A 26,698-nucleotide genomic window follows, 5' to 3' on the forward strand; every position below is an offset into this window, starting at 1 on the left:
ACTGATCCGGTGACAGATACCGACGCCCGACCCGTCCTCGTCGTCGACTTCGGCGCCCAGTACGCGCAGCTGATCGCGCGCCGCGTCCGCGAGGCCCAGGTCTACTCCGAGATCGTCCCGCACACCGCCTCGACCGCGGACATCCTCGCCAAGGAGCCCCGCGCGATCATCCTCTCCGGCGGGCCCTCCTCGGTCTACGCCGAGGGAGCCCCGGGCCTGGACCCCGCGCTGCTCGAGGCGGGCGTGCCCGTGCTCGGCCTGTGCTACGGGTTCCAGTCCATGGCCGCCGCGCTCGACGGGACCGTCGCCCCGACGGGCGTGCGCGAGTACGGCGCGACCCGCCTGGAGGCCGTGGACTCCGCGAGCGAGCTCCTGCGCGAGCAGGACACCGAGCAGAACGTGTGGATGAGCCACGGCGACTCCGTCACCGCCGCGCCCACCGGCTTCCGCGTCGTCGCGACGTCCTCGGCCTCGCCGGTCGCCGCCTTCGAGCACCCCGAGAAGCACCTCTACGGCGTGCAGTGGCACCCGGAGGTCGGCCACTCCGACCGCGGCCAGGAGGTCCTCGAGAACTTCCTCTACCGCGGCGCCGGGATCACCCCCGAGTGGACCACCGGCAGCGTCATCGAGGAGCAGGTCGAGCGGATCCGCACCCAGATCGGCGAGGGCACCGCGATCTGCGCGCTCTCGGGCGGCGTGGACTCCGCGGTCGCCGCGGCCCTCGTCCAGAAGGCCATCGGGGACCGGCTCACCTGCGTGTACGTGGACCACGGGCTCATGCGCCTGAACGAGTCCGAGCAGATCGAGAAGGCCTTCGGCGAGTCCACCGGCGGCGCGAAGCTCATCGTGGTCGACGCCGAGGAGCAGTTCCTCTCCGCGCTCGCCGGGGTCACCGACCCTGAGAAGAAGCGCAAGATCATCGGCCGCGAGTTCATCCGCACCTTCGAGCGCGCCCAGGCGGACATCCTGCGCGAGCGCGGCGTCATCGACGCGGCGGGCCACGCCGAGGCGAAGGCGTTCCTGGTCCAGGGAACGCTCTACCCCGACGTCGTCGAGTCCGGCGGCGGCGAGGGCGCGGCGAACATCAAGAGCCACCACAACGTGGGCGGCCTGCCCGAGGATCTCTCCTTCGAGCTCGTCGAGCCCCTGCGCGCCCTGTTCAAGGACGAGGTGCGGGCCGTCGGCTCCGAGCTGGGCCTGCCCGACGGGATCGTCTGGCGCCAGCCCTTCCCCGGGCCCGGCCTGGGCATCCGCATCATCGGCGAGGTGACCAAGGACCGCCTGGACGTGCTGCGCCGGGCCGACGCCATCGCCCGCGAGGAGATGACCGCGGCCGGGCTCGACCGCGAGATCTGGCAGTGCCCCGTGGTGCTGCTGGCCGACGTCCGCTCCGTGGGAGTCCAGGGCGACGGTCGCACCTACGGCCACCCGATCGTGCTGCGCCCCGTGACCAGCGACGACGCCATGACCGCGGATTGGGCCAAGCTGCCCTACGAGGTGCTGGGCCGGATCTCCACCCGCATCACCAACGAGGTCGCGGAGATCAACCGCGTCACCCTCGATGTCACCAGCAAGCCGCCGGGGACGATCGAGTGGGAGTGAGCCCGAGGCCCGTCACGGGCTGAGCGGGCGCGAGCGGGGGCCGTCGAGCGATCGACGGCCCCCGCTGCGCGTCTCCGTGTCGACTACGCCGTCTGCGTCTGCGTCTGCTCCTGTGCCTGCTCCTGTGCCTGCTCGGGCTCCAGGAGCCGGGAGGGGTGGGGCGGCACGTCCCGGTGCCAGGACTGCGTGCGCTCGAACGTCTCCCAGCCCATGGACCTGTAGAGGCCGTCGGCGCTGGTGGGGGAGTCCGCGTCCACCTCGAGGTCCACGTGGTCGCGGCCGCGGCGCGCCGCATCGGCGATCGCCGCGCGCAGCAGCGCCTTGGCGACGCCGTGCCCACGGGCGGAGCGGTGCACCCCCAGGTAGTCGAGGTAGGTGCCCTCACCGACGCGGCCGTGGCCGGTCTCGTGCGCGGGACGCGTCGAGGCGACGAGCCCGCCGGCGGGCAGCCAGGCGCCGTCCCCGTCGTGGTCGATCTCCGCGATCCACCACAGGTCCCAGTCGGCCTCCTCGGGGGACTCCACGAGCCGCTGCGAGAACTCGGCGAAGGACTCGCGGTACGAGCTGAAGTGGTCGGCGAAGGACTCCTCGAGCATGCGGTGCACGCTGCGCACGTCCTGGGCGACGGGCAGCCCCGAGGGGTGCAGGTGCACGGAGCGCACGCGGACCCCGGGGCGGGGACCCGGCAGGGAGTCGGCCTCCTGGGCGAGCACGCCGCGGCGCATGTGCAGCCAGGTGCGGACCTTCTCGAGGCCCCCGGCGGCGAGCTGGGCGGCGCGATCGGCGTCGCGCTCGTCGATGTCGACGCTCAGCTGCGTGGAGTCGACCCCGCGGTGGCGGGCGAAGGAGCCGGCGACCTCGACGGCCCAGGCGATCAGCGCGGCGCTGAGCTCGTCCCGGGCGGGCGCGTCCGCAGCGATCACGCTCTGCAGGTCCGTGCGGCCCTGCGCCCGGTCCTCCAGGGCGATCCAGGCGATCGGCAGGGCGTCGGCGCGGATCGTGCCGTCGGGCTCCGCCGGCACGATCACCACCTGCCGCCGGGACCAGGAGCGCAGGCCCACCATCTGCGAGCGCAGGTGGTCGACGTCGATGGGCGCGGCATCGGGGTCCACGGCGTCCTGGGCCGCGCCGAGGAGCGCGGCGACGGGTTCGACGTCGGCCTCCATGGGCACGCGCGAGGCGAGGCGGAGGCCGGGGATCTCGGGCAGACGGGGCGGGACGTGGTCGCTCAGCAGCACCCGTCCATGGTCCCACGTACCGCGCGGGCTCGAGGTCGGGTGCCGACCCGCGGCGCCCCGACCTCGCGCCGCGGGGCGCGTCGGCCACGGAGACCCCGGAGACCCCGGGGGCCCCGGGGACCGCAGAGCCCGGGGAGACCGGACAGCGACGAGGCCCCGCACCATCTCGTGGTGCGGGGCCTCATCTGATGCGCGGCGCGTCGGCGCCGGTGGGGGATCAGCGCTCGGCGTGACGACCGTGCTGCGGGGGGCCGTCGGCGCGGTGCGTCTGGTGATGCGCGGGCTCGGACTCCGCGGCCGGCGTCGCGCTCTCGGCGGACTCCTCAGGACCAGCCTGCGCGGACCCGGCCTGCGCGGACCCGGCGCTCGGCGCGGTCTCGGCGCCCCGTGCCGCCGGTGCGTCGGACGCGATCTCCGGCTCCTCCTCGTCGTGGACCGAGGACTCCGCGAGCGGACCCGAGCCGCCGACCGCGGCGAACTGGCCGGTCGTGGTGCCGGGCTCGTCGGCCACGTGGAGGGTGTCGCGCAGCGGCAGCTGCTTGATGAACAGCGAGAGCAGCAGTGCGGCGATCACGAAGGGCACCGCGGTGAGGAACACGTCGTGCATCGCATCGCCCATGCCGCTGCGGATCGCGTCGGCGAGGAAGTCGGGCAGCTTCTCGAGCTTCGAGGGGTCCAGCACGGAGCTCTCGAGGTCCGAGGACTCGACGCCGCCACCGCTGGCCTGCATCTTCGCGAGCTCGGCGAGTTCCTGCTTCGGCAGTGCGGAGATCTTGTCCTGGATGGCGGTGGCCATCTGCGCGCTCATCACGGTGCCCAGCACCGCGGTGCCGATCGTGGAGCCCATGTTGCGGAAGAACTGCACGGCCGAGGTGGCGACGCCCAGCTCGTGCTGCGGCACGGCGTTCTGGACCACGAGCGTGTAGACCTGCATGCACAGGCCCAGGCCCAGGCCGATCACGACCATGGCGAGCGTGAGGTGCCACTGCGAGTCGCCGTACTGCATGCTCTGCAGCAGGTAGTAGCCGATCACCAGCACGATCCCGCCGGCGACCAGGAAGACCTTGTAGTTGCCGAGCTTGGAGATCAGGATGCCGACGACGATCGAGGTGAGGATCATCGCGACGGAGAGCGGGATGAGGATCGCGCCGGAGTTCGTGGCGGAGACCCCCAGGACGCCCTGCGCGTAGACGGGGATGTAGATGATCGCGCCGAACATGGCCACGGCGATCGCGAAGGACGCGGCGACCGAGAGGGCGATGATCGGGCGGGCCAGCATGTGCATCGGCAGCAGCGGCTCGGCGACCTTGTTCTCGATGATCACGAAGGCCACGAGCAGCGCGGCCGCGACCGCGTACATCCCGATGATCACGGGGGAGGACCACTCGTAGGAGGTGCCGCCCCAGGTGGTCGCCAGCAGGCCCACCACGAGCGCCGGGGTCAGCGTGATCATGCCCAGCATGTCGACCTTGCCGCTCTTGGCGGTGTGCTCGAGGTGCAGGAACTTGAAGATGAAGATGAAGGCCAGGATGCCGATGGGCAGGGTCAGGTAGAACAGCCAGCGCCAGCCGAAGCTGTCGGTGATCGAGCCGCCGACGAGCGGGCCCACCACCGAGGAGACGCCGAACACGGCGCCCATCAGGCCCTGGTACTTGCCGCGCTGTCGGGGCGGGATGATGTCGCCGATGATGGTCTGCGACAGCGGCATCAGCGTGCCCATGCCCAGGCCCTGCACGGCGCGGGCGAAGACCAGGAACCAGAAGTTCGTGGACATGCCCGCGAGGATCGAGCCGATCATGAAGACCGCGAGGCCCGCGAGGTAGAACCAGCGGCGCCCGTAGAGGTCGGAGAGCTTGCCGACGATGGGGACCGCGACGGCGGAGACCAGCATCGCGGCGGTCGCGATCCAGTTGTAGTGGTCGAGTCCGCCAAGCTCGGCGACGATGCGGGGCATCGCCGGGCCGACGATGGTCTGGGAGAGGGAGGCGACGAGCATGCCGAGCATGAGACCGGCGAAGACGAGCTTGCCGGCCCGGTCGAGCCCGGTGAAGGCCTGCTCGGTTCCGCCGCGGGGCCCGCTGCGGGTGCTGGGCGCGGATGACGTGGTGGAGGTCAAGAATTCTCCTGAGTCCAGAAGGGGCGATCGGTGACGGCGGGTGCGCAGAACCGCGCACGCGGAGTGGCCGGAGCGCTCCATCGAGCTTCGACCGGTCAACACTACTGCGATTGCAGTCACTGCACAATTGCAGTCACTGCACTTTTCTCGTGAGGTGGGCTACGGTCGCTCCGTGAGCAGCGCGCCAGACACCGAGCCGGGCACCAGCACCGGCTCCATCCCCTCAGGAGACCCGCGGCGAGGCCCGGAGCTCGCCCCCGAATGCGGGCTGCGCGAGCGCAAGAAGCGCCAGGCGCGCGCCGACATGCACCGCGCCGCCCTCGAGCTCGTCGCCGAGCACGGTCTGGACAGCGTCACCGTCGAGATGATCGCCGAGCGCGCGGGGATCTCGCCCCGCACCTTCTTCAACCACTGGGCGTCGAAGGAGTCCGCGGTCCTGGGTCTGCCGGTCCTCGGCCCCGACGAGTCGTGGCGCGCCCTGCTGACGGTGAGCCCCGAGGCGACGCCGGAGCAGGCGCTGCGCGAGGTGCTGCGGCAGATCATCCGCACGGCCGATGCGGACCTCGGGCTGCGCGAGCTGAAGAAGCGCGTGCTGCACCGCGAACCGAGCCTCCACGCGGTGAGCGCGGGGCGCACGGCGCACATGCAGTCGGCGCTGATCGCCGCCTTCGAGCGCCGCGTGCGCGTCGGCCCGCTCACGCAGGAGCAGGCGGAGGAGCTCATCGGCGAGGACGTGGAGAGCTTCGCGGGCGGCGCCGCGGAGGACCCGCAGCTCTACGAGCGCGCGGTCATCGCGGTGCAGCTCGGATTCGCCGTCTCCCGCAGCGCGTTCTCCCTGTCGATGGCACGGGGCACGACGGTCCTCGAGGAGTTCGACCACGTCTCGCACGTGGTGGGGACCCGCCGCATCGCGAGCTGAGCGGGCCGCCGCTCAGCGGACGCAGCCGATCCGGCGGACTCCGCCGATCGAGCGGACTCCGCCGATTCAGCAGGTTCAACGGACCAGGTGTCCGCGCCCCGACTCCCAGCCCCGTCCGTCGGCCAGACGCCCGCCGACCTCGCGCTCGAGCCGGCTCCGTCGCGGCAGCGCCGCGGGATCGTACGGAGGGCGCGCGCTGAACACGAAGAACGCGGCGCCGTCGTCGTCGCGGCTGTTCTCGAGGATCTCGAAGCGGTCCACGAAGGCGCCGATGTTCGAGTCCGTGCCCAGGGAGTCCACGAGCACCCGGTTCATGAGCCACGAATGGCATTCGAACTCGCGGCCGAAGGCGGCGGCGCCCGCGGGCGCGGCGGCGACGAGATCGGGATAGGCCTCCGGGAAGTACGCGCTCGCGGCCTCGAAGCTCGCCTCGACGTCGGCGGGGTCCAGGGGACCGGTCGCCGGGATGTGCACGCCGATGATCCATCGGCCGTCGGCCGCCGAGCGATGCAGATCGAACTGCAGGCGCCCGAGATGGACGAGCCTGCCGCACCAGTTCATCGCGGTCCAGGAGACCTGATGCAGGCCCAGTCGACCGTGGCTGCTGGCCCGGTGCACGCGCATCTGCTGGCCGAGGTCGGAGAGCACATGCCAGGACTGCGCCTCCGAGAGCCTGCGCCGGGCGTGCCAGGTGCGCACCGTGTCGGTGGAGACCACGTGGGCGAGGATCGCGATGAGCCCCTCGCCGGGGGCGAGCGGCTGCTGGAGGGCGTTGTGCGCCTCGGCGAGGTCCGCGAGCGGTGCGGCGGGCGCGTCGAGACCGGCCGACGCGCGCAGCAGGTGCGCGGTGCGGGTGATCGCGGCGAGGACCTCGGGCACCGCGAGGGCGCGGGGGATCAGCGCCGAGAGCTCCTCGTGGTCCTGGTCGGTGATGCCCAGGCGCTCGAGCAGGGCGTCACGGTCGTCCGCGGTGAGTGCACGGGTGACCTCGTCCTCGGTGAGTGCGCCGGTCGCGGCGACGCCCGTCGGCAGGTATCCCTCGGGCAGGGCTCCGCGCTCGGCGTCGGACTCGGAGCGGCCGGGGACGGAGGGGTGCGCATCGGTGCGGGTCACGCAGGAAGCCTACGTGCCCTCCGGCTACGATCGTGGCGATCATGACGCTTCGAGGAGGATCCATGACCGACGAGTCCGCGACCACCCCCGCCCCCGATCCCGCAGCCGCGTCGGACGCGCCGGCCGCTGCGCTCGACGAGAAGGCGACCGCTGTGCGCGACGCCTACGACTTCGAGGGCACGCAGATCCACCTGGGCGTTCTCGTGAGGGACGGCGAGCCCGATCCGCAGGTGCCCGTGAACCTCGCGCTGGGCATGCTCAACCGCCACGGCCTCATCGCCGGCGCGACCGGCACAGGCAAGACCAAGACCTTGCAGGTCATCGCCGAGCAGATCGCCGCCGCGGGCACCCCGGTGTTCGTCGCGGACATGAAGGGCGACCTCTCGGGCATCGCGGTCCCGGGCACGGCGAGCGAGAAGCTCAGCGCGCGCGCCGCCGCCCGCGGCCAGGAGTGGACCTCCCGCGCGGGGACCTCGGAGATCCTCACCCTCGGCGGGCAGGGGACGGGCATCCCCATCCGCACCACCGTGAGCGACTTCGGGCCCGTGCTGATGTCCAAGACCCTGGGCCTGAACGACACCCAGGAGTCCTCGCTCGGGCTCATCTTCCACTACGCGGACACCAAGGGCCTGGGCCTGCTCGACCTCAAGGACCTGCGCGCGCTCATCCAGTTCCTCACGGCCGACGACGAGGGCAAGCAGGAGCTCAAGGGCATCGGCGGCGTCTCCGCCGCGACCGCCGGGGTGATCCTGCGCGAGCTCACCGAGTTCGAGAACTCCGGGGCCGACGTCTTCTTCGGCGAGCCCGCCTTCGACACCCAGGACCTGCTGCGCACCGCCTCCGACGGCACCGGCATCATCTCCTGCCTCGAGCTGCCCGACGTGGCCACCCGCCCCACCCTGTTCTCGACGTTCATGATGTGGCTGCTCGCGGACCTCTACCAGGATCTCCCCGAGGTCGGGGACGCGGACAAGCCCAAGCTAGTGTTCTTCTTCGACGAGGCGCACCTGCTGTTCAAGGACGCCTCGAAGGCCTTCCTCGAGCAGGTCGTCCAGACCGTCCGCCTCATCCGCTCCAAGGGCGTGGGCATCTTCTTCATCACCCAGACCCCGAAGGACGTGCCCGGGGACGTCCTCGCGCAGCTCGGCAACCGCGTCCAGCACGCCCTGCGCGCCTATACGCCGGACGATGCGAAGGCCCTCAAGGCGACGGCCTCCACCTTCCCGACCAGCGACTACGACCTCGTCGAGGTCATCCCCTCGCTGAGGACAGGCGAGGCCGTGGTGACCGTGATGAGCGAGGACGGTGCGCCGACACCGGTGGCCGTCACCGCGGTGCGCGCGCCCGAGTCCTCGATGGATCCGGCGCCGAAGGAGGAGCTCGAGAAGATCGTCGCCGCCTCCCCGCTCGTGCCCTACACCGAGGTCGTCGACCGCGAGTCGGCCTACGAGATCCTCGGCAAGCGCGACGAGCAGGCGGCCCAGGCCGGGGCGCAGGGCACTGCGGCCGGCGGCCAGGGCGCGGGTCCCGCGCCAGCACCGTCGGCCCCCGCGGGACAGGGGACGACGGCGGAGAAGCCGTCGAAGGACGGGAAGCACGACGGGAAGCAGAGCGGGAAGAAGGACGAGGGCTTCATGGGCAACCCCGCGGTGAAGTCCTTCATCCGCTCGGCCGGGACGGTGCTCGGCCGCGAGATCACTCGGTCGCTGTTCGGGACCCGCCGCCGGCGCTGAGCCGAGGCGGACGAGCCGGCCACCCGCCGCGGATCACCAGAAGTAGCCCCTGCCCGCGCAGTAGGTCGCGACCTGCTGCACGGGCAGCTGGTGGTGCTGCGGGAGGTCGGCGGAGAGGGTCGTGCCCGCGGGGTCGGCGATCCTCAGGGTGCGCTCGTCGGGGTCGTAGCCGTCGACGGCGACGAAGTGGAAGATCTCGCCGGTGTTCCCGCCCCAATCGGGGTATTCGCCGGGCATCACCCACCAGTTGAGCACGGTCGCGAAGCCGTCGTCGACGTTCGCTGTCGCGCGCTCCCACAGCAGATCGGCATCGGCCTCGCTGGCCGTGGTGGACTCCATCCACTGGTCGCGGTAGGCGGCGCCGGGGGAGTGCGCGGTCAGGACCGGGGAGACCGCGCCGAAGTTCGTGCCCGCCTGCGTGGTGCCGAGCTCGTCGGCGAGGGCGGCGGGGGAGGGCGCGTCCCCGAGAGCGCTCAGGGCGACGGCCACGGCCGTCGGCCCGCACCAGTAGACCGTCTCCTGCTGCTGCCAGGTCGTGGGCAGGTTCTTCGAGGTCGCGGCGGAGGCGACGGGAGCTGCGGCGGCGATGCCGGAGAGGGCGAGGGCGCTGAGCCCGGCGCGGTGCAGAAGGGTTCGTCGATCGAGCATCGGAGTCTCCTTCGAGGGGTGGGATGCGCGCCTCGGTATGACGTGGCGCACACCCACGCTAGGCCGGAAGCGCCGCGGCGCCCATGGGGAGAACTCCCCATGGGCGCCGCGTGCGATCCGGGCCGCGCTCCGCGCGTGCTCAGCGCGAGATGTCGGGCAGACCGCTCACTTCTTGCCCTGGTTGGCGACGGCCTCGGCGGCGGCCTTCGCGGCGACCGGGTCGAGGTAGCGTCCGCCCTTCTCGACGGGCCGGAAGCTCTCGTCGAGCTCGTAGACCAGCGGCTGACCGGTGGGGATGTTCAGCCCCGCGATCTCCTCGTCGCTGATGCCGTCGAGGTGCTTGACCAGGGCGCGCAGCGAGTTGCCGTGGGCGGCCACCAGGACCGTCCTCCCGTCGCGCAGATCGGGCTTGATGCCCTCCTCCCAGTACGGCAGGAAGCGCTCGACGACGTCCTTGAGGCACTCGGTGTGGGGGAGCTGGTCGCCCAGGTCCGCGTAACGGGGGTCCTGGTCCTGGCTGAACTCGGTGCCGAACTCGATCTCGGGCGGCGGCACGTCGTAGGAGCGGCGCCATGCCATGAACTGCTCCTCGCCGTACTTCTCGCGGATCTCCGCCTTGTCCAGACCCTGCAGCGCGCCGTAGTGGCGCTCGTTCAGCCGCCAGTCGCGGCGCACCGGGATCCAGTGGCGGTCGGCCGCGTCCAGCGACAGGTTCGCGGTCATGATCGCGCGACGCAGCAGCGAGGTGTGGACGACGTCGGGCAGCACGCCCTCGCGGGCCAGCAGCTCGCCGCCGGCGGTCGCCTCGGCCTTTCCGGACTCCGACAGGGGCACGTCGACCCAGCCGGTGAACAGGTTCTTCGCGTTCCATTCGCTCTCGCCGTGGCGGAGCAGCACGAGTGTGTAGGTCATGCGACCAGACTAATCCACGGCCCCGACGGCGGTCTCGCGCGGCCCGGGCGTGGACGTCCCGCGCGGTGTCGGGCGCCGTGTCTGCTTGCTCTCCGGAATTTTGCAGGAGCATCCCAGGTCCCTAGCATGGAAGGACCGGGCGCCCGGACGATGCCGACCGCAGCGCCGCACGGGCCGCGAGCACCATCCGCCGCCCTGCCTGCTCCGCGCGCGATGCCACGGCGAGACCGCCGTGCCGCGCTCCGACGGTGCCGACCGCGTCGGCCGCGTCGCGCACGTCCCCCGTGCCCGACCGGCCCCAACGCGCCGACCGCACACCGGGTGCCCGCCCAGGACACCCGACGAAGCGGAGGACCGCGTGCACGAAGCCGACGACCAGCATCTCGAACCCGGCGCCCCGACCCGGGCCGCCGCCGAGCGGCGGGCTTCCGAGCGGCGGGCAGCCGAGGCCGCGCGCCAGGAGAAGCGCCCGCCCTCGACGAGCGAGGAGATGCACCGCGGTCAGTCGGACCTCGAGCCCTCCGGCGGCATCCGCGTGAACCGGATCGTCCTCGGTGTCTCCTCCGCCGTGATCCTCGCCTTCTCCCTGTGGGCGATCGTCAGGCCTGGCGGCGCCCAGAGCGTGCTCGAGGGGACCGTCGGCTGGATCTCGACGAACCTGGGCTGGTTCTACGTGCTCACCGTGACGGTCGTGATCGGCTTCGTGATCTGGGTGGCGCTGTCGAAGCAGGGCACCGTGCGACTCGGCCCCGACCACTCGCGCCCGCAGTACAGCCTGTTCACGTGGGTCGCCATGCTGTTCGCCGCGGGCGTCGGCATCGACATGCTGTTCTTCTCGGTGACCGGCCCGGTCACCCAGTACTACGCGCCGCCGACCCTCGAGGCCGAGAGCGCCGAGGCCGCCCGCGACGCGGTGGTCTGGACGATCTTCCACTACGGGGTCGCCGGCTGGTCGATGTACTCCCTGCTGGGCATGGCCATGGGCTACTTCGCCTACCGGTGGGGGATGCCGCTGAGCATCCGCGCGGTCCTCTACCCGCTCTTCGGCAAGCGCGTGCGCGGCGCCACCGGCCACGTGATCGACATCGTCACCCTCGTGGGCACCGTCTTCGGGGTCGCCACCTCGATGGGCATCGGCGTGGTCCTGCTGAACATCGGCCTCGAGCACCTGCTGGGCCTGCCCTCCGGGCTCGCCGTCCAGATCGCGCTCGTCGCGATCGCCGTGGTGATGACGATCGCCGCCTGCACCTCGGGCGTGGACAAGGGCATCCGCCTGATCTCGGAGCTGAACATCTGGGTCGCCGGCGCGATGCTGCTCTACATCATCGTCACCGGCCGCACCGCGTTCCTGCTCTCCGCGATCGTCGAGAACATCGGCCGCTTCGTCACCAGCCTGCCGGGCCGCACCATGGAGACCATGGCCTACGAGCCCGGCGGTTCGGACTGGATGGCCGGATGGACCCTGTTCTTCTGGGCGTTCTGGCTCGCGTGGGGGCCGTTCGTGGGCCTGTTCCTCGCGCGCATCTCGCGCGGTAGGACCCTGCGCGAGTTCGTGATCGCCGCGATCACCGCCCCGGTGCTGTGCGACCTCCTCATCGTCTCGGTATTCGGCAACTCCGCGATGGCCGAGGTGCTCGACGGCAACGACGCCTTCGGGAAGCTCGCGATGTCGAGTCCCGAGGAGGGCTGGTACGCCCTGCTGGAGATGTTCCCCGGCGCCGCCTTCCTCATCGGGCTCGCGACCCTCTCCGGCCTGCTGTTCTACCTGACCAGCGCGAACTCGGGGGCGATGGTCATGTCGAACTTCTCCTCGAGCATCCGTGATCCCGGCGAGGACGGGCCGAAGTGGCTACGCATCTACTGGGCGGTGCTCACGGCCGTGCTCACGGTCGCGATGCTCATCGCCGGCGGCGTCACCACGATGGAGTACGCGACGCTGATCTTCGCGCTGCCGGTGACGATCATCGCCTACCTGGTGATGTTCTCCTTCACCAAGGTGCTGCGCATGGAGGCCGCCGAGCGCGCGGGCTGGGCGCGGCTGCGCTCGGCCGGCCAGCGCCGTTCGGGCTCCGGTCGTTCGTGGCGACAGCGGATGGCGTCGATCCGCACCTATCCCGGCAGGGACCAGGTCGCGGCCTTCGCGGACACGGTCGTCGGCCCCGCCCTCGAGGAGGTCGCCGCCGAGTTCCGCTCCTCCGGCACCGAGGCGGAGGTCTCGCGCACCGAGGAGCCCCTCACCGGGGTCGACGAGTTCGTGCTCACAGTCCCGATGGGCCAGGAGCGCGACTTCCTCTACCGCGCTGCGTCGGTGCAGGCCCCGGTGCCGCAGATCGGGTCGAAGGCCTCCCGCGGCGAGCAGCGCTACTGGCGGCTCGAGGTGTTCTCCCAGACCGGCTCCGCGGGCTACGACCTCATGGGCATGAACGAGCAGCAGGTGATCGGCGACGTCCTCGACTGCTATGAGGCGCACCTGGCGTTCCTGCAGCTCAGCCACGAGAACGACGGCCTCTCGGCGATCGCTCCGCTCGGTGCGGGCGAGGCCGGCGAGACGCAGGAGTCCGTGGCCGGGGAGCCGGCGCCGCCGATGGTGCGCTGACCCTGGGCCGACGCCGTCCCTCTCCGGCCGACGGACCGACGCCGCCGTGCCGACCACGCCGTCCCCGCCCGGCCGACGGGCCGGCTCTCAGGCCTCGAGGAGGACCGTGAAGGGGCCGTCGTTCGTGAGCGAGACCCGCATGTGCGCGCCGAAGCGGCCGGTCGAGACCTCGATGCCGCGCGCGCGGATCTCCGCCACGAGGTCGTCGACGAGTGGCTCGGCGACCTCGCCGGGAGCGGCCTTCGACCAGGACGGCCGGCGTCCCTTGCGGGCGTCGCCATAGAGCGTGAACTGGGAGACCACGAGCACCTGTGCGCCCGCGTCGAGCACCGAGCGCTCGCCGTCGAGGATCCGCAGCTCGCAGATCTTCCGGGCGAGCACGGCGACCTGCTCGGGCCCGTCCCCGTGGGTGACGCCGACCAGGGCGAGCAGCCCCTCGCCCGCGACGGCACCCGTCATCTCGCGTCCCTCGGGACCCTCCACCTCGACGCTCGCGCCGTCGACCCTCTGCAGCACTGCTCGCATGCTGCGAGGGTATCGGGCCCGACGTGGGCGGCGCGGGCCGTGGGTTCGACGTCGAAGCTGGTGCACCGCACCTCCGTGCGGCCCCGCGGCCTCAGCCGCCCAGACCCGGGGGGATGCGCCGCTCGAGGGTGGGGGAGTCGTCGCCGGGGATCGGTGCCTGTGGAGCCGCCCCGCCCCGCGGCGCCGGAGGCGAGCCGTCCGGGGTGCCCGACGGCGGCGCGGCCTGCGCCGGGGGTGTCTGTGGCGGCGGGGTCTGCTGCGGGGGAGTGCGCGGTGAGGGGTGCCCTCCCTGTGTAGGAGCCGGAGCCGGCGCTCCAGGCGCGCCCGAGCCCGTCGGCCCCGCCTGCTGCGCGGCGATGCGCTCGGACTCGGCGGTGCGGGCGGCCTCGACCCAGCGCTCCGCGATCCGCACGATCGCCTCGGTCGCGGCCTGCCAGGCGGCCTCCTGCTGCCGGTGAGGGCCCGTGGCGAGGGAGAGCACGACGCCCGCGCTGCGCAGGGCGAGCTCGGTGGGATCCACGCGGCGCGTGAACACCTCCTGCCAGGCGTCGATCGCCGTGAGCACGCGCTGCTGCACGGCGGGGTCGATGCGCCGGGTGCTGCCCTCGTCGGCGAGGACGCTGAGGTGGGCGAGCAGGCACGCCAGGTCGTCGGCCCGGCGTCCCGGGCCCACCGTGTCGATGTCCAGGACGCCGACCACCTCGCCGCCGTCGACGAACACCTGCGCCTCGTAGAAGTCGCCGTGGACGACGTCGTGGGCGGAGAGGTCCTGACGTCGGCCGACGGCCGCGAGGCCCTCGCGGATCTCGCGCACGAGGGCGTCGACGCGCGGGCCCAGCGACGGCAGCGAGGAGCTCACGATCCCGGCGTAGAACTCGATCGAATCCGTCCACGGCGGCCGCATGGGCAGGGGGAAGAGAGAGGCGGGGAGGCGGTCGAGCATCGCCACCAGGTCCTCGGCGCGGCAGGCGTCGACGCCCTGGTCGAGGATGGCCCGCGAGAGCGGCATGCCCGGCAGCTCCTCGAGCACGACAAGACCCTCGCGATGCGCGATCACGCGCGGCACGGGCACGCCCGCGGCGAGCAGATGGCGGTGGCGCTCGACGATCTCGCCGGAGCGGCGCGGCTGCATGACCTTGAGGTACAGGCCGCGATCGGGCAGCTGCGCGCGCAGCACGGCGCGTCGGCCCGGGCGATACGAGATGACCTCGATCGGGACGTGCTCGGCGGTGCCCGGCATCAGCGGCACGCCCATGTCCACGAGGGTGCGGCCCACGACGTCCGGGTAGCAGACCTTCGGGAGCATCGGCAGCCACGGGTCGTGGGGGTAGCGCCAGACGCGCACGTTGATGTCGCCGTCGGTCATCACCATGGAGTTCTCTGCGTCCAGGAGGTCCTTCTCCTGCTCGCCCACGTGGGCGCTCGCGCCGAACAGCTCCTCGCGCGCGGGCGCCTGCGCGCCGTCGATCTCCGGCCAGGAGACCGTGGTGCGGTAGAGGGCCTTCGTCGAGCGGCCGGGCCGGTGGTCGACGTGATCGAGCTCCCACGTGCGCAGCACGCCGCCGGCATTGCCCACTGCCGAGCGCAGCAGGCCTCCGGCGCCGGGTCCCGTGAGCAGCTCGGACCCGTCGGATGTTCGATCCATGACCCTGTTTCTACCAGGTGCCGTGCGCGAGCACACACTCCTTGAGAGGTTCGCGGCCGTCCAGGGCCCCTCCGGGCCCGTCCGGCCCCGTGCGCGGCGTCCCGGCGCTCCCCGTCGGCCGGCCCCTCCCGCATACGATGGATCCATGAACGAGACCTCCCGCCCGATCGGGGCCGAGAACCTGCTGGGCATCCCCCCGACCTACCTGCCCGAGGACCACCCGGACACCGCCGTCGCGTCCGCGCTCGCCGACGGGGCCGACGCCCGCGAGCTCGCCGCCCGCTACCCCGCCTCCTCGCTCGCCTGGGCCGAGCTCGCCCAGGAGGCGCTCGAGTCCGAGGACCCGGTCGCCGCCTACGCCTACGCCCGCACCGGGTACCACCGCGGGCTGGACGCCCTGCGGCGCGCCGGCTGGAAGGGCCAGGGACCTATCCCCGCCTCCCACGCCCCGAACCGCGGCTTCCTCAAGGCGCTCGCGCTGCTCGGCGAGTCCGCCGGCCGCATCGGAGAGCGCGAGGAGGCCGAGCGCATCCGCGACTTCGTCCAGGACGCCGATCCGAGCCTGCTGGGCTGAGTCCCCGGTGGGCCCGGGGACCCAGGCGCCGATTGCTAGACTCTCCGAGGTCCATCCACCGTCCCACCCGCTGCAGGAGCTGCCATGCCGGCCGTCGTGATCGTCGGAGCCCAATGGGGGGACGAGGGGAAGGGGAAGGCCACCGACCTGCTCGGTGAGCGCGTCGACTACGTGGTCAAGCCCAACGGCGGCAACAACGCCGGGCACACCGTGGTCGTCCACGGCGAGAAGTTCGAGCTCAAGCTCCTTCCCGCCGGCATCCTCTCCCCACAGGTCACGCCCGTGATCGGCAACGGCGTGGTGGTGAACCTCGAGGCGCTCTTCGAGGAGATCGCGACGCTCGACAGCCGCGGCGTGGACACGGCCCGTCTGCGCATCAGCGCGAACGCGCACGTCGTCGCCCCGTACCACCAGACGCTCGACAAGGTCACCGAGCGCTTCCTGGGCAAGCGCGCGATCGGCACCACGGGCCGCGGGATCGGCCCGGCCTACATGGACAAGGTGGGGCGTCTGGGGATCCGCGTCCAGGACCTCTTCGACGAGTCCATCCTGCGCCAGAAGGTCGAGGGCGCCCTGCGGCAGAAGAACGAGCTGCTCGTGAAGCTCTACAACCGCCGCGCCGTCGAGGTCGACGAGATCGTCGAGGGGCTGCTCTCCTACGCGGAGCGCCTGCGTCCGATGGTCGTGGACACCGTCGAGCTGCTGAACACCGCCCTGGATCGCGACGAGGTCGTGCTCATGGAGGGCGGCCAGGCCACGTACCTGGACGTCGACCACGGCACCTACCCGTTCGTCACCAGCTCGAACCCGACCGCGGGAGGCGCCTGCATCGGCGCCGGCATCGGCCCCACCCGCATCGACCGCGTGATCGGGATCGTGAAGGCCTACACGACGCGCGTCGGCGCGGGCCCCTTCCCGACGGAGCTCGAGGACAAGTGGGGCGAGTACCTCCAGACCACCGGCGGCGAGGTGGGCGTGAACACCGGTCGCCCTCGGCGCTGCGGCTGGTACGACGCGCTCATGATCCGTCACGCCCAGCGCATCAACGGCTTCACCGACATCGTGCTCACCAAGCTCGACGTGCTCACAGGCATCGAGGAGGTGCCGATCTGCACCGCCTACGACGTGGACGGCGTGATCCACCGCGAGATGCCCATGACCCAGACCGACTTCCACCACGCGGTGCCCGTCTACGAGACGCTGCCCGGGTGGACCGAGGACATCTCGGGATGCCGCACCCTCGAGGAGCTCCCGGAGAACGCGCGCGCCTACGTCGCCCGCCTCGAGGAGCTCGCCGGCTGCCGGATCAGCGCCATCGGCGTGGGCCCTGACCGCGAGGACACCATCACCGTGCACGATCTGCTCCCGAGCAGCTGAGGCGCCCGAGCATGACCGCACGCCCATGACGATCCGCCGACGCACCGACCCCGCGGCCGGCGACCGCGCCCTGGCCGCGTGGGCCCTCGACCCCGGCGCCGCGACCCGGACGATCCTCGCGCCCGCCGTGCGCCACACCCTCGAGCTGGTCGCCGAGGAGCAGCCCGGCAACTCCGTGGAGCTGCGGGTCCCGCCCTTCGGCGCCGTCCAGGCGATCGCCGGGGTGCGCCATACCCGCGGCACGCCCCCGGCGATCGTCGAGACCGACGCCGCGACCTGGCTGTCCCTCGCCGTCGGCGACCTCGCCTGGGAGGAAGCACTGGCGAGCGGGAGCGTGAGCGCGAGCGGCGAACGCTCGGACCTCACCGATCTGCTGCCGCTGCCCGGCCCGCGCCGTGTCGCGCGCCGCGCACGGGAGGCGCACGCAGCGGCCGAGCCCGCAGGGACGCCGGACAGGGGATCGGCCGACGGGACGTCGGACCGAGGCCCGATGGCCGAGGGGCGGACGGACGACGCGCGGACGGAGGAGGCACGATGAGCCTCGCGGTCGAGATCGCCGTCCAGGACCTCGAGGGTCTGCGGACCGCCGCGCTCGCCGGCGCGGACCGCGTGGAGCTCTGCGAGGACCTCTCGCGCGGAGGCCTCACCCCGGACCTCTCCCTCGTGGAGGCCTGCGTCGCCGAGGCCGCACGGCTGCGCGAGGCGCGCGATGCCAAGCCCCACTTCGGCGTGCACGTGCTGGTGCGCTGCCGGGCCGGCGAGGGCGACCTGCGCACGGCTCCCGACGAGTTCGTCTTCGACGAGGACGAGATCGCCCGGATGGCCCGGCAGGCCGCGGACGCGGTCGCCGCCGGCGCGGACGGCGTCGTCCTCGGCGCCCTCACACCGCAGCGCACGCTCGACGTCCCCGCCCTCGAGGCCCTGCGGGACGGCGCCCTGCGCGCGGGGTCCGAGGCGCTGCGCGGCGTGGTCCTCACCTGCCATCGCGCCGTCGACGCCCTCGTGGACGACGACGCGCGCGAAGAGGCGGTGCTCACGCTCCTGGGTCTCGGCTTCCACCGCGTGCTGAGCTCCGGAGGGGCCGCGAGCGCCCCGCAGGGCACGGCGTGCCTGGCCCGGATGGTACGAGCGGCCGACGGGCTCCTGGACGTGTGCGCCGGCGCGGGCATCCGCCCGATCGACATCCCCGAGCTCGCCTCCCGGGCCGCAGTGCCCGACATCCACCTCTCCGCCCGCCGCCCCGCGGACGACGGACGCACCATCACCGATCCCGCGGTCGTCCAGGCCGCGGTCGACGCCGCAGGAGAACTGTGACCTCCCAGCCCACGCCCGACTCCGCCCCCGAGCGCCGCCGCGAGCCCGAGTCCTCGCCCGAGCACCATGACGAGCCGGCGCCCGCCGCCGAGCCGACCATGCCCCAGCACCCGTCGCCCGAGGACGCTCCCGCGCCGGCGACGGAGCCCGCGCCGGCGCCAGATCCAGCGCGAGCGCCCGAGACCACGGCCGTCTACGTGCGGCGGCGCCGCGTGCCCACGCTGGCCTTCTGGGTGACCCTCGGGATCCTCGTGGGTCTCGTGGCCGGGGCGGTCACCGCGTTCGTCACCGGTGTGAGCGACGTCGGCGGCATCCTCTACTTCGCCGTCACCGGCGGTGTGTTCGTGGGCCTCCCGCTCGCGCTCATCGCCGCGATCGTCGACGCCGTGGCCCACCGCTCGGAGCGTCGTCGGCCCCGCTGAACGGGCGGGGGAGCGGCCCGCTGGACGCTCCCGGACGGCCGACGGTCGGGCCCGACGCATATGCGATGATGGGCCCGTGGCACGCGGCGACGGAATGCTCTCGCACGATCTGCTCCCCGGTGAGAAGGGGCCCCAGGACTCCTGCGGCGTCTTCGGCGTCTTCGCCCCCGGCGAGGAGGTCGCCAAACTGACCTACTACGGTCTCTACGCCCTGCAGCACCGAGGGCAGGAGGCCGCGGGCATCGCTGCGAGCGACGGGGAGCAGATCCTCGTCTACAAGGACATGGGCCTGGTCTCCCAGGTCTTCGACGAGTCCGCGCTGAGCTCGCTGACCGGGCACATCGCCATCGGGCACGCCCGCTACTCGACGACCGGCGGCTCGATCTGGTCCAACGCCCAGCCCACCCTCGGCCCGCGGCCCGACGGCACCGTCGCCCTCGCCCACAACGGCAACCTCGTGAACACCGGTGAGCTCGTGGAGATGCTGCGCGAGCGCCACGGGGACGTCGGGCCGGGCAAGGGCGAGATCTCGCGCGGCAACACGACCGACACGGCGCTGGTCACGGCCCTCCTGGACACCGACGCCCCGCTCGGCGAGGCGCTGAGGGGCCTGATGCCGCACCTGCGCGGCGCCTACTGCTTCACCCTCATGGACGAGACCACGCTGTACGCGGCGCGCGACCCGCAGGGCATCCGGCCGCTGGTGCTGGGCCGTCTCGAGCGCGGCTGGGTGGTGGCCTCCGAGACCGCCGCCCTGGACATCTGCGGGGCGAGCTTCGTGCGCGAGGTCGCCCCCGGCGAGATGATCACCATCGACGCGCAGGGCCTGCGCAGCGAGCAGGTGCTCGAGCCCCACCCCGAGGGCTGCGTCTTCGAGTACGTCTACCTCGCGCGCCCCGACACCGAGATCGCGGGCCGCAGCGTCAACGCCTCGCGCGTGGAGATGGGGCGCCGGCTCGCCCGCGAGCATCCGGTCGAGGCGGACCTCGTGATCCCCACCCCGGAGTCGGGCACACCGGCCGCGATCGGATACGCCCAGGAGTCCGGCATCCCCTACGGGCAGGGGATGGTGAAGAACTCGTACGTGGGCCGCACCTTCATCCAGCCCAGCCAGACCATCCGCCAGCTCGGCATCCGCCTCAAGCTCAACCCGCTGAAGGAGGTCATCGCCGGCAAGCGCCTGGTGGTGATCGACGACTCGATCGTGCGCGGCAACACCCAGCGCCAGGTCGTGCGGATGCTGCGGGAGGCCGGTGCGGCCGAGGTGCACGTGCGCATCTCCTCGCCGCCCGTGCAGTGGCCCTGCTACTACGGCATCGACTTCGCGACCCGCGCCGAGCTCATCGCCAACGGGCTCGACGTCCCCGAGATCGCCCGCTCCCTGGGCGCCGACTCCCTCGGCTTCATCTCCGAGGACGGCATGATCGCCGCGACCGAGCAGCCCCGATCGGCCCTGTGCACCGCGTGCTTCAGCGGCCAGTACCCGGTGCCGCTCCCCGACCCCTCGGCGCTCGGCAAGAGCGTGCTCGAGGCGCGCCGCAGCGAGCAGCGCGGCGGGCGAGCGAGCTCGTCGGCCGCTCCCGCCCCGACGCCCGTCCCCGCATCCGCAGCCCCTGCGCCCCACGCAGCCACCACCCCGGCCGATCGTCCCGTCCCGGCCGCCACCTCCCAGGAGACCGCATCCGCATGACGACCACTCCCGAAACCCCCGCGCTCACCTACGCCGAGGCGGGCGTCGACACCGCCGCGGGGGACAAGGCCGTCGAGCTCATGAAGGCCGCCGTCTCCGCGACCCACGGCTCCGAGGTGCTCGGAGGCGTGGGCGCCTTCGCCGGTCTCGTCGACGTCAGCGCCCTCAAGGCCTACGAGCGTCCGCTGCTCGCGTCGTCCACCGACGGCGTGGGCACGAAGATCGCGATCGCCAGGGCCCTCGACGTGCACGACACCATCGGCCAGGACCTCGTGGGCATGGTCGTCGACGACATCGTCGTGGTCGGGGCGAGGCCACTGGCCATGACCGACTACATCGCCTGCGGGAAGGTCGTGCCCGAGCGGATCGCCGACATCGTCCGCGGCATCGCCGAGGGCTGCCGCCTGGCCGGCTGCGCGCTCGTGGGCGGGGAGACCGCCGAGCACCCCGGCCTGATGGCTCCCGAGGACTACGACGTGGCGGGTGCCGCCGTGGGCGTCGTCGAGGCGTCGGCGATGCTCGGTGCGCACCGCGTGCGCCTCGGCGACCGGATCATCGGCATGGACTCCTCGGGCCTGCACTCCAACGGCTACTCGCTCGTGCGCGCGGTCATCGAGGCCGCGGGGCTGGGACTCGACGCCGAGATCCCCGAGCTCGGCCGCACGCTCGGCGCGGAGCTGCTCGAGCCCACCCGCATCTATACCGGGGACCTGCTGGCGCTCCTCGACGACGCGGCCGGCGCGGGCGTGCACGCGCTCAGCCACGTCACCGGCGGCGGGCTCGCCGCGAACCTCGCGCGCGTGCTTCCCGAGGGCATGACCGCCGTCGTGGACCGCGGATCCTGGCGGCCCGGAGCGATCTTCGAGCGCGTGAGCACCTGGGGCGGAGTTCCCCTGCACGATCTCGAGGCCACGCTGAACATGGGCATCGGCATGGTCGCGGCCGTCGCGCCCGAGAAGGCCGACGCCGCCATCGGCCTCCTCGAGTCCCGGGGTCTGCCCTCCCGCGTGATCGGGGAGGTCGTCGCGGGCGAGGAGGCTCCGCGGCCCACGGGCCAGGACGTCCTCGTCTCCGGCGCGAAGGGCGTCGACGGGGGAGGCGTGCTGCTGACCGGCATGCACGAGGGCTGGTCCTGAGCGGTCGATCCGCCTGAAGGGTCGATCCCGAGCGGACGAACTCCCGTGCACGTGAAGAGGGCGACCCCATCGGGGTCGCCCTCTTCACAGGGTATGCATCTGCCGAGCGGGGCTCAGCGGCGGCGGGAGGCCGTGGAGGCCGGTCCGTCCTCCGCCCAATCGGCGTCGTCGGTGTCGCTCTCGGGCGCCTCGTACTCGGTGTCGGCCGAACGATGGGACTGGAGCTCGCGCTGGAGGGCGGAGAGGTCCGTCGGCGGGCTGTAGTACTTGAGGTCCCGTGCCACCTTGGTCTGCTTGGCTTTCTGTCGGCCACGACCCATGGATCTGACCCCCTGTGCGTCGGCTGGCGGGCGCGCGAGCCCGGACGATGGCAATGTTTCGGAACCTGATCCTACATCGGAACCATGTGCACCAGCCAGCCGGCGGGGCAGGTGTGAGCAACGCCGAACCCCGCGCGCGAGCGTGCGGCGGGCCCCGATCCGGGCGCTGGTGGGGCGGGGGATGGCGGTCGGCCGGACGCCGTCGACGCCGCCCTCCGGGGCGCGGACGTGTCCGGATCCTCACGGCGGGGAGCGATCGGCCTGCGGCCTGCCCGCGCGCGTGCTGTCGCGAGCGCGAGCGACGCATAGCGGATGGCACGTGAGAAACCCGGATGAATGTCCGAATTTCGTCCTTTGGTGCCGGTCGTGGCCCTGCCCGGCGCTGGAGCGCGAAAGTTTCCAGTCGGTATTGGAACTTTCGTCCGTGTCGTCGGCTCTGTCCGAGTCGCTAAGATGGAAGCGCAACCTTGGCCCCACACACCCAGAGAAAGGGGACCCCCCCAATGGCTGCAACGATTGAACAGCACTCGATGGAGAGCTCGTCGTCCTACACGGCACTTCTCACCCCCGCTGAGGTCGCCCGGCTCTTCCGGGTCGACCCGAAGACGGTGACGCGTTGGGCGCAGTCGGGCAAGCTCTCACCTCTGCGCACGCTCGGCGGCCACCGCCGCTACCGGCGCGAAGAGGTCGAGAGGCTCCTGACCGAGAGCACGGGTGAAGAGGCCCGCTGACCTCTGAGCCGACGCCCCACCAGTGGCGTGCCAGTCACGACGGCCCGCGATCCGCAAGGATCGTGGGCCGTCGTGCTGTGCGCTCATCCGCGTCGGCGCACGAGCTCCCGGGCCCCGAGCGCACCGCCGAGGACGAGGGGGACGGCCCAGGTCGCGCCCCCGAGCACGAGGGCGATCGCGCCGGACGCCGCGGGCGCGGAGCCGAGCGCAGTGAGCAGCAGGGCGACGGCCGTCTCCGTGATGCCGCCCCCGCCGGGCGTGACGGGAACGAGCGAGAGGGCCCGACCGATGAGGAAGACCCCGAGCAGCGGGAGGGGGCCGATCCCGCTCGTGAGGGCGTCGGCAGCGATCCAGAGCACGGCGCACTGCGCCGCGCGCGCCGCGAGCATCGGGACGAGGATCCCCGCCCAGCGCCGCCGCAGGATCCGCGCGACGCGATCTCGCGCCTCCAGCGCGAGTGCGGCAGGGTGCTTCTCGGCGGTCGCCTGCGCCTCGTCCTGCGCGTCCCCGCCGCGCCCCGTGAGCGCGAGCACGGTGCGGATCGTGGGGGCGAGGGCGTCGAGGATCCGCACGGTCGTCGGCCGATGTGCGAGGACCACGAGCACGGCCATGGTGAGCACGACGCCCAGAGCCGCGACGATCGTCGCCCCGAGCGTGCCCGGGAGGTCGTGGCGCACGCCCAGCGCGGCGTAGGAGGCGAGCGCCGCGAGCGGGATGACGATGCCGCCCAGCAGGAGGTCCGCCGCGGAGAACGCGGCGATCCCGGTGAGGACCGTGCGCATCGGCGTGCCGCGCCGGCGCAGCACCGCGCCCGTGAGCGCGATCCCCAGCAGGGATCCGCCCGGCACCGCGAGCGCGGTGGCCCCGGCGGCCGCCTGCGCGCTCACGACCGCGCCGACCGGCGCACCGGGCAGCGCCGCGCGCGCCCCGAGGGCCTCGAGGAGCACCGCGAGCACGCCGAGCACGAGCGCAGCGAGGAGCACGGGCGTCGGCACTGCGGCGAGCGCATCGAGGATCTGCGCCGGGTCGAGGTGCAGGGCGCGCGGCAGCAGCCAGACGAGCAGCACCACCAGCAGCGCGAGCGAGCACGCGGCGAGCACCAGGCGGACCGGGGAGGGACGATCGGAGCGCGTGAGGCCCAGCAGACTCGCGAGCAGGCCGTCGGCCCCGGCTGACGCCGGCGCGGAGGACGCGCCCGGGGGAGGAGGAGGCGGGGTCGACGGGTCCCCGGGGTGGTCAGCGGGGTCATCGGGCGCCATGCCCGGGATTCTCCCATGCGGGGAGGGCGCGAGGTCGTCCACAGCAGCGGCCGGCGGTGCGCGGGATGTCGGCCGGCCCGCCTATCCTGGTCGGGCCATGAGCTCTCTGTTCGACGACATGTCCCTGCCCGAGTCCTTCCGCCGCCTGAGCGGGGTGCGGGTGGACCCCGACGCGCCCGACGCGCCCCAGGCGCCCGATGCCTCGCCGTCGGACGACGAGCTGCCCCCGCCCCCGGAGGACGACGCCCCTCCGCCCGAGGACGAGGGCGAGCCCGAGGGGGCCTGGGCCCCCGCCGCCGAGCCCGCGGCGCCGTCGGCCGCTCCGCGCGGCCCCCTCCCCGATGTCTCCGATCTCGTCGAGGGCCTCAACCCTCCCCAGCGCGAGGCCGTCGAGCACCGCGGCAGCCCGCTGCTGATCGTCGCGGGCGCCGGCTCGGGCAAGACCCGCGTGCTCACGCGCCGGATCGCCCATCTGCTGCGCACGGGGGAGGCGCTGCCCGGCGAGATCCTCGCGATCACCTTCACGAACAAGGCCGCCGCCGAGATGCGGGAGAGGGTCGAGGAGCTCGTCGGCCCCGCGGGCCGCGGCATGTGGGTCTCGACCTTCCACTCCGCCTGCGTGAGGATCCTGCGCCGCGAGCATGCGGCCGCCGGTCTCAAGAGCTCCTTCACGATCTACGACTCGGCGGATTCGCTGCGGCTGATCACGAACATCGCCAAGGACTTCGGGCTGGACACGAAGAAGAACCCGCCCCGCGGGATCGCCTCGAAGATCAGCTCGCTCAAGAACGAGCTCGTCGACCCCATCGACTATGCCGATCAGGCGGAGAGCGCGAAGAACCCGTTCGAGAAATCCATCGCCCAGGTGTTCACCGCCTACACCGAGCGCCTGCGTCAGGCCAACGCGGTGGACTTCGACGACCTCATCGGCCTCACCGTCGAGGTGCTGCGCGAGAACCCCGCCGTGCGGGAGACCTACCGTCGGCGCTTCCGCCACGTGCTCGTGGACGAGTACCAGGACACCAACCATGCGCAGTACTCCCTGGTGCGCGAGCTCGTGGGGGACGACCCGCGCGCGGACCTCACCGTGGTGGGCGACTCCGACCAGTCGATCTACGCCTTCCGCGGGGCGACCATCCGCAACATCGTCGAGTTCGAGCAGGACTTCCCCTCGGCCCGCACGATCGTGCTCGAGCAGAACTACCGCTCCACCCAGAACGTCCTGAGCGCCGCGAACGCGGTGATCGAGGAGAACCAGGGCCGGCGCAAGAAGAACCTGTGGACCGACCAGGGCGAGGGCGAGCAGATCACCCTCTACGTCGCCGACGACGAGCAGGCCGAGGCCCGCTACATCGGCCGGCAGATCGACTCCCTCGTGGACAGCGGCCGCCGCGCGAGCGACATCGCGATCTTCTACCGCGCCAACGCGCAGTCCCGCGCCCTCGAGGACCAGCTGATCCGGGTGGGCCTGCCCTACAAGGTGGTCGGCGGCACCCGCTTCTACGAGCGGCGCGAGATCAAGGACGCGATCGCCTACCTGCAGGTGCTCGCCAACCCCGACGACGAGATCAACCTGCGCCGCATCCTCAACGTCCCCAAGCGCGGCATCGGCGACCGGGCCGAGGCCGCGATCGCCCTGCTCGCCGAGCAGGATCGCATCAGCTTCGGCGACGCCCTGCGCAGGGCCGAGGAGGCCCCCGGCATCGCCACCCGCTCCCTGAACTCGGTGCGCACCTTCGTCTCGATGCTCGATGACCTGCGGGAGCTGTATGCGAGCGGGACCGGTCCGGCGGAGCTCGTCGAACAGGTCCTCCAGCGCTCGGGCTACTACGCCGAGCTGCAGAACAGCGACGATCCGCAGGACGAGTCGCGGCTGGAGAACCTTGCCGAGCTCGTGGGCGTGGCCAGTGAGTTCGAGGCCCAGATGGAGGCCGCCGCGGCCGCCGCGAGCGAGTTCGAGGACGACGCGGACGACTCCGTCGACGGCACGGCAGGCGACGGCGCGGCGGGCGACGGCTCGGAGGGCGGCGGCACCGCCTCCGACGCGCCCGGCGACGGCTCCGACGGCTCGGCCCTGCCGGCGACCGACGACCCCGAGGCGCCGCTGCTGGATCAGTTCCTCGAGAAGGTCTCCCTGGTGGCCGACGCCGATCAGATCCCCGGGCAGGAGGACCAGTTCGTCACCCTGATGACGCTGCACACCGCCAAGGGCCTCGAGTTCCCGGTCGTCTTCCTCACCGGGCTCGAGGACGGCACCTTCCCGCACCAGCGCACCCTCGCCGACCCCGATCAGCTCGAGGAGGAGCGGCGCCTGGCCTACGTGGGCATCACCCGCGCCCGCGAGAAGCTCTACCTCACGCGCGCCCAGATGCGCGCGACCTGGGGCGCTCCGCAGTTCTTCCCCGGCAGCCGCTTCCTCGACGAGATCCCCGAGGCGGTGCTCGACGTCGCGCGCGCGGGCTCCTCCCTCTCGGGCATGGGGTACGCGGGATCCGGCGGCTACGGGAGCGGCGGCTTCGGGGGAGGCGGCTACGGAGGCGGTCGCGGCGGCTCCTCGCGCGGACCGTCCTTCAGCGGCGGTGCGGGCGGCGGCCGACGGGACGTCGCGCGCCCGTCGTTCGGCTCCGGCCGCGGCGCGAGGTCCGCGGCGGACATGCCCTCGCTCGTCGTCGGGGACCGCGTCACCCACGACACCTTCGGCATGGGCACCGTCAGCGAGGTCACCGGACAGGACGAGAAGACCCAGGTCGAGGTCCAGTTCAAGGCGCCCCACGGTACCAAGCGCCTGCTGCTGCGCTACGCCCCGCTGACGAAGCTGTGAGCGCGGG

At 72.6% G+C, this 26,698-nt stretch carries 22 protein-coding genes; 13 read left to right on the top strand and 9 right to left on the bottom strand.

All coding sequences use genetic code 11. The features are described from left to right. The first annotated feature begins 9 nt into the window (after positions 1-9). On the top strand, positions 10-1,602 hold the full coding sequence (gene guaA / locus M4486_RS19000; RefSeq protein ID WP_249478881.1) for a glutamine-hydrolyzing GMP synthase: 1,593 nt from the start codon (positions 10-12) through the stop codon (positions 1,600-1,602). Positions 1,603-1,685: 83 nt separating this feature from the next. Here the strand turns inward: guaA and M4486_RS19005 are convergent, their stop codons facing one another. After that, entirely contained in the window at positions 1,686-2,840 is a 1,155-nt protein-coding gene (locus M4486_RS19005; RefSeq protein ID WP_249478882.1) for a GNAT family N-acetyltransferase, read from the bottom strand. A gap of 217 nt (positions 2,841-3,057) precedes the next feature. After that, positions 3,058-4,956 carry an MDR family MFS transporter gene (locus tag M4486_RS19010; protein ID WP_283257948.1) on the bottom strand — a complete coding sequence of 633 codons (1,899 nt, stop codon included), beginning with the start codon at positions 4,954-4,956 and terminating at the stop codon, positions 3,058-3,060. Positions 4,957-5,128: 172 nt separating this feature from the next. Here M4486_RS19010 and M4486_RS19015 point away from each other — a divergent pair, with 172 nt between their 5' ends. Further along, positions 5,129-5,875, top strand: coding sequence for a TetR/AcrR family transcriptional regulator (locus M4486_RS19015; RefSeq protein WP_249478883.1), 747 nt, complete (start codon positions 5,129-5,131; stop codon positions 5,873-5,875). 75 nt (positions 5,876-5,950) lie between these two features. Here the strand turns inward: M4486_RS19015 and M4486_RS19020 are convergent, their stop codons facing one another. Then, complete coding sequence (locus M4486_RS19020; RefSeq protein ID WP_249478884.1) at positions 5,951-6,988, bottom strand: acyltransferase domain-containing protein; 1,038 nt, start codon at positions 6,986-6,988, stop codon at positions 5,951-5,953. Positions 6,989-7,050: 62 nt separating this feature from the next. Here M4486_RS19020 and M4486_RS19025 point away from each other — a divergent pair, with 62 nt between their 5' ends. Next, a complete protein-coding gene (locus M4486_RS19025; protein WP_249478885.1) occupies positions 7,051-8,721 on the top strand; it encodes a helicase HerA-like domain-containing protein in 1,671 nt (556 codons plus the stop codon). 33 nt (positions 8,722-8,754) lie between these two features. Here the strand turns inward: M4486_RS19025 and M4486_RS19030 are convergent, their stop codons facing one another. Both M4486_RS19030 and M4486_RS19035 read right to left on the bottom strand, forming a co-directional pair. Continuing rightward, positions 8,755-9,369, bottom strand: coding sequence for a C39 family peptidase (locus M4486_RS19030; protein WP_249478886.1), 615 nt, complete (start codon positions 9,367-9,369; stop codon positions 8,755-8,757). A gap of 165 nt (positions 9,370-9,534) precedes the next feature. Next, complete coding sequence (locus M4486_RS19035) at positions 9,535-10,281, bottom strand: phosphoglyceromutase (protein ID WP_249478887.1); 747 nt, start codon at positions 10,279-10,281, stop codon at positions 9,535-9,537. Positions 10,282-10,639: 358 nt separating this feature from the next. Between M4486_RS19035 and betT the strand changes: the two genes are divergently transcribed. Then, entirely contained in the window at positions 10,640-12,877 is a 2,238-nt protein-coding gene (gene betT / locus M4486_RS19040) for a choline BCCT transporter BetT (protein ID WP_249478888.1), read from the top strand. An 87-nt stretch (positions 12,878-12,964) separates the two neighbouring features. Here betT and dtd read toward each other — a convergent pair whose 3' ends face one another. Then, entirely contained in the window at positions 12,965-13,402 is a 438-nt protein-coding gene (dtd, locus tag M4486_RS19045; protein ID WP_249478889.1) for a D-aminoacyl-tRNA deacylase, read from the bottom strand. 91 nt (positions 13,403-13,493) lie between these two features. Beyond that, positions 13,494-15,047 carry a phosphotransferase gene (locus tag M4486_RS19050; RefSeq protein WP_249478890.1) on the bottom strand — a complete coding sequence of 518 codons (1,554 nt, stop codon included), beginning with the start codon at positions 15,045-15,047 and terminating at the stop codon, positions 13,494-13,496. A gap of 145 nt (positions 15,048-15,192) precedes the next feature. Between M4486_RS19050 and M4486_RS19055 the strand changes: the two genes are divergently transcribed. The 7 genes from M4486_RS19055 to purM all read left to right on the top strand — a co-directional run bounded on the left by M4486_RS19055 (position 15,193) and on the right by purM (position 21,560). Beyond that, entirely contained in the window at positions 15,193-15,621 is a 429-nt protein-coding gene (locus M4486_RS19055; RefSeq protein ID WP_152351699.1) for a DUF3151 domain-containing protein, read from the top strand. A gap of 84 nt (positions 15,622-15,705) precedes the next feature. After that, complete coding sequence (locus M4486_RS19060; protein ID WP_249478891.1) at positions 15,706-16,998, top strand: adenylosuccinate synthase; 1,293 nt, start codon at positions 15,706-15,708, stop codon at positions 16,996-16,998. 25 nt (positions 16,999-17,023) lie between these two features. Then, a complete protein-coding gene (locus M4486_RS19065; RefSeq protein ID WP_346731758.1) occupies positions 17,024-17,536 on the top strand; it encodes a sterol carrier family protein in 513 nt (170 codons plus the stop codon). Then, positions 17,533-18,312, top strand: coding sequence for a copper homeostasis protein CutC (locus M4486_RS19070; protein WP_249478892.1), 780 nt, complete (start codon positions 17,533-17,535; stop codon positions 18,310-18,312). Before M4486_RS19065 ends, M4486_RS19070 begins: the two co-directional genes overlap by 4 nt. Next, the gene (locus M4486_RS19075; RefSeq protein WP_249478893.1) at positions 18,309-18,734 is read left to right on the top strand and encodes a Bax inhibitor 1 family protein; all 426 of its coding nucleotides are present in this window, start codon (positions 18,309-18,311) and stop codon (positions 18,732-18,734) included. The genes M4486_RS19070 and M4486_RS19075 overlap by 4 nt, the downstream gene beginning before the upstream one ends. A 76-nt stretch (positions 18,735-18,810) precedes the next feature. Then, the gene (purF, locus tag M4486_RS19080; protein WP_249478894.1) at positions 18,811-20,424 is read left to right on the top strand and encodes an amidophosphoribosyltransferase; all 1,614 of its coding nucleotides are present in this window, start codon (positions 18,811-18,813) and stop codon (positions 20,422-20,424) included. Further along, complete coding sequence (purM, locus tag M4486_RS19085) at positions 20,421-21,560, top strand: phosphoribosylformylglycinamidine cyclo-ligase (protein WP_249478895.1); 1,140 nt, start codon at positions 20,421-20,423, stop codon at positions 21,558-21,560. The genes purF and purM overlap by 4 nt, the downstream gene beginning before the upstream one ends. 113 nt (positions 21,561-21,673) lie before the next feature. Here purM and M4486_RS19090 read toward each other — a convergent pair whose 3' ends face one another. Next, positions 21,674-21,880, bottom strand: a complete 207-nt coding sequence (locus M4486_RS19090; RefSeq protein ID WP_152351705.1) for a DUF3073 domain-containing protein — start codon at positions 21,878-21,880, stop codon at positions 21,674-21,676. Between the two features lie 530 nt (positions 21,881-22,410). Here M4486_RS19090 and M4486_RS19095 point away from each other — a divergent pair. Next, a complete protein-coding gene (locus tag M4486_RS19095) occupies positions 22,411-22,611 on the top strand; it encodes a BldC family transcriptional regulator (RefSeq protein ID WP_152352009.1) in 201 nt (66 codons plus the stop codon). An 83-nt stretch (positions 22,612-22,694) separates the two neighbouring features. Here the strand turns inward: M4486_RS19095 and M4486_RS19100 are convergent, their stop codons facing one another. After that, complete coding sequence (locus M4486_RS19100) at positions 22,695-23,870, bottom strand: lysylphosphatidylglycerol synthase transmembrane domain-containing protein (RefSeq protein ID WP_249478896.1); 1,176 nt, start codon at positions 23,868-23,870, stop codon at positions 22,695-22,697. A 97-nt stretch (positions 23,871-23,967) separates the two neighbouring features. Here M4486_RS19100 and M4486_RS19105 point away from each other — a divergent pair, with 97 nt between their 5' ends. Further along, positions 23,968-26,691 (top strand): UvrD-helicase domain-containing protein, encoded by a 2,724-nt coding sequence (locus M4486_RS19105; protein ID WP_249478897.1) that lies wholly within the window; start codon positions 23,968-23,970, stop codon positions 26,689-26,691. The last annotated feature ends 7 nt before the right edge of the window (positions 26,692-26,698 follow it).

Source organism: Brachybacterium kimchii (genome assembly GCF_023373525.1).
GTDB classification, from domain to species: domain Bacteria; phylum Actinomycetota; class Actinomycetes; order Actinomycetales; family Dermabacteraceae; genus Brachybacterium; species Brachybacterium kimchii.

Coding starts and splice junctions, on each gene's coding strand:
- M4486_RS19090 (WP_152351705.1), bottom strand. CDS start 21,880: ATGGGTCGTGGCCGACAGAAAGCCAAGCAGACCAAGGTGGCACGGGAC.
- M4486_RS19065 (WP_346731758.1), top strand. CDS start 17,024: ATGACGATCCGCCGACGCACCGACCCCGCGGCCGGCGACCGCGCCCTG.
- M4486_RS19050 (WP_249478890.1), bottom strand. CDS start 15,047: ATGGATCGAACATCCGACGGGTCCGAGCTGCTCACGGGACCCGGCGCC.
- M4486_RS19100 (WP_249478896.1), bottom strand. CDS start 23,870: ATGGCGCCCGATGACCCCGCTGACCACCCCGGGGACCCGTCGACCCCG.
- M4486_RS19035 (WP_249478887.1), bottom strand. CDS start 10,281: ATGACCTACACACTCGTGCTGCTCCGCCACGGCGAGAGCGAATGGAAC.
- M4486_RS19055 (WP_152351699.1), top strand. CDS start 15,193: ATGAACGAGACCTCCCGCCCGATCGGGGCCGAGAACCTGCTGGGCATC.
- M4486_RS19030 (WP_249478886.1), bottom strand. CDS start 9,369: ATGCTCGATCGACGAACCCTTCTGCACCGCGCCGGGCTCAGCGCCCTC.
- purM (WP_249478895.1), top strand. CDS start 20,421: ATGACGACCACTCCCGAAACCCCCGCGCTCACCTACGCCGAGGCGGGC.
- M4486_RS19105 (WP_249478897.1), top strand. CDS start 23,968: ATGAGCTCTCTGTTCGACGACATGTCCCTGCCCGAGTCCTTCCGCCGC.
- M4486_RS19095 (WP_152352009.1), top strand. CDS start 22,411: ATGGAGAGCTCGTCGTCCTACACGGCACTTCTCACCCCCGCTGAGGTC.
- dtd (WP_249478889.1), bottom strand. CDS start 13,402: ATGCGAGCAGTGCTGCAGAGGGTCGACGGCGCGAGCGTCGAGGTGGAG.
- M4486_RS19060 (WP_249478891.1), top strand. CDS start 15,706: ATGCCGGCCGTCGTGATCGTCGGAGCCCAATGGGGGGACGAGGGGAAG.
- M4486_RS19025 (WP_249478885.1), top strand. CDS start 7,051: ATGACCGACGAGTCCGCGACCACCCCCGCCCCCGATCCCGCAGCCGCG.
- M4486_RS19070 (WP_249478892.1), top strand. CDS start 17,533: ATGAGCCTCGCGGTCGAGATCGCCGTCCAGGACCTCGAGGGTCTGCGG.